This is a genomic window from Bacillus sp. AP50, assembly GCF_040492675.1.
In the GTDB taxonomy this organism is placed as follows: Bacteria; Bacillota; Bacilli; order Bacillales; family Bacillaceae_G; genus Bacillus_A; species Bacillus_A cereus.
Genome location: NZ_JBEUTW010000392.1, coordinates 1 through 2,296 on the forward strand (window position 1 = coordinate 1; position 2,296 = coordinate 2,296).

Consider the following 2,296-nt stretch of genomic DNA (forward strand, 5'->3'; position numbering starts at 1 on the left):
GAGAAAATAGGATGGCAGTCAGCTTAGAAGGCCATGGTCGTGAAGATTTCATAAAAGGAGCAGATTTAAGTAGGACGATTGGCTGGTTTACAAGCATGTTTCCTGTGGTATTTGATGTGCCTTCAAGCGATCTTGGTAGTGTTATTAAAGGAGTAAAAGAAACATTACGAAAAGTACCCCGCAAAGGTGCAGGTTACGGTGTACTCAGGTATTTGGTTCCAGCGGAAGAAAATAAAATAAAATATAAGATAAAACCAGAAATTATTTTTAATTATCTGGGACAGTTTGAAATTAATAGCAAAGCGAAATACCCTGTGATGCCAATGGGAGAACCAGTTAGTTTGGAGAATAAACATGGCACGGGTATTGAACTTACTGCAATTGTTACCGATGGGAAATTAAAGCTTAATCTTATGTTTAACTCTATCCAATACAATGTCGGGACAGTCGAAAACATTCTTGACCAGTATAAAAGTCATCTTCTTCATATTATCAACCATTGTGTGGCAAAAGAGAAATCAGAACCAACACCTAGTGATTTTAGTATGAGTCAGCTGACTCAATCAGATTTGGATGATGTATTTGAGGCTTTAAAGAGTGTTAAGTAACTGAAAAATACTATACGATCTGGAGTGATTTGATGTTTGACGTTTCTAGGGTAAAGGATTTATGCCAGTTATCCCCGACACAAAAAGGGATGCTGTTTCACGCACTAAAAGATGAAAATAATGATACTTATTTTGAACAGATGGTCTTTCTAATTGAAGGGGAACTTAATGTCCCCTTCTTGGAAGAAAGTTTCAATCGTTTGATTGAAAAGTATGATGTGTTAAGGACGGTTTTTCTTTACTCCAAAATTAAAGAGCCAACTCAGGTTGTATTAAAAGACCGGAGAACCAGAGTAAGCTTTGAAGATATTTCGCATATGTCCCAAGAAGAGAAAACGATGTTTCTAGAAGAATATAAATTGAGGGATCGACAAAAGGGCTTTAATCTCCAAAGTGATATGCTCATCCGCCTTGCCGTATTAAAAACAAAAATGAACCAGTTTCAAATAATATTGAGTCACCACCATATCTTAATGGACGGCTGGTGTATGAGCATTATCTTAAATGATCTTTTTAAGTATTATGTCGATTACATTCAGGAGATACCTATTTATCTGGAAAAAGGGCTGCCGTATAGTACATACATTCAATGGCTGGATGAGCAGGATGATGTAGTAGCCCGAGGGTATTGGAAGAAGTTTCTTGAGGGCTATAGCGGTGTTAAGGGAATTCCATATAATTGGTCTGCGCAGGAACCCACAGATTTTATGCATCAAGAAATAAAGTTCAGCTTTAATAAAGATATAACTCGGAAAATATCGCAGCTTGCCATGTCTAAACAAGTTACAGTAAATAGCGTTTTTCAAACGATGTGGGGTATTATGCTGCAGAAATTGAATAACACTGACGATGTTGTATTTGGTTCAATAGTTTCTGGCAGACCAGCGGACATTCCAGATGTAGAAAAGATTGTTGGGTTATTCATAAACACGATTCCTGTAAGAATTACAAGCAGTGAGAATGATACATTTCATCAGTTAGTAGAGAAATCACAGGAGAAGGCACTTGCTTCCAGTCAGTTTGATTATGTTTCGTTGGCAGAAATACAGGAAAACACCAAATTTGGTGAGCAGGTGTTTGATCATATTGTAGCTTTTGAGAATTTTCCTGTAGCTATGGACGATTTTGATCATAATCAAGAACAAAAGTTAGGTTTCCGCATTGTGGGATTCGAGGCTTTTGAACAGACAAATTATAAATTAAGCATTCAGGTTCATTCTGGTGATGAGATTAGCGGCAAGATAATATTCAATGGCAATGTCTATAACTCTGAATGGATGAAAAATATCCCCGGACATTTACAAGAGATTGCTACTCAAATCATCGAGAATCCGGAAATCAAGATAAAAGATATACAGATTATATCTGAAAAAGAGATAAAAAGACTAATAGATATGAATAACATCTGTAGCCAATATCCAAAAGAAGAGTCCATCTGTTCACTTTTTGAGGAGCAGGCAGCGAAAACACCTAATAATGTCGCTTTGGTGTTTGAAAATAAGGTTCTCACATACAAGGAACTCAACAGAATGGCTAATCAGATTGCACGTAGCTTGGTAAAGCAGGGAGTAAAGAAAGGGCAGAAGGTCGGACTTCTCACGGAGCGCTCGTTTGAAATGATTGCAGGTATACTGGGCATTCTTAAATCTGGTGCTGCTTACCTTCCGATCGATCCAGGTTATCCGGCG

2 protein-coding genes are annotated in these 2,296 nt (G+C 37.5%); both read left to right on the top strand.

What is annotated here, in order from left to right; translation table 11 throughout:
* The coding region (locus ABWK52_RS23105) for a condensation domain-containing protein (protein WP_255289068.1) at positions 1-608 on the top strand (608 nt) is incomplete at its 5' end.
* Between the two features lie 32 nt (positions 609-640).
* Positions 641-2,296: condensation domain-containing protein (locus tag ABWK52_RS23110; RefSeq protein ID WP_353772160.1), on the top strand; the 1,656-nt coding region annotated here is incomplete at its 3' end.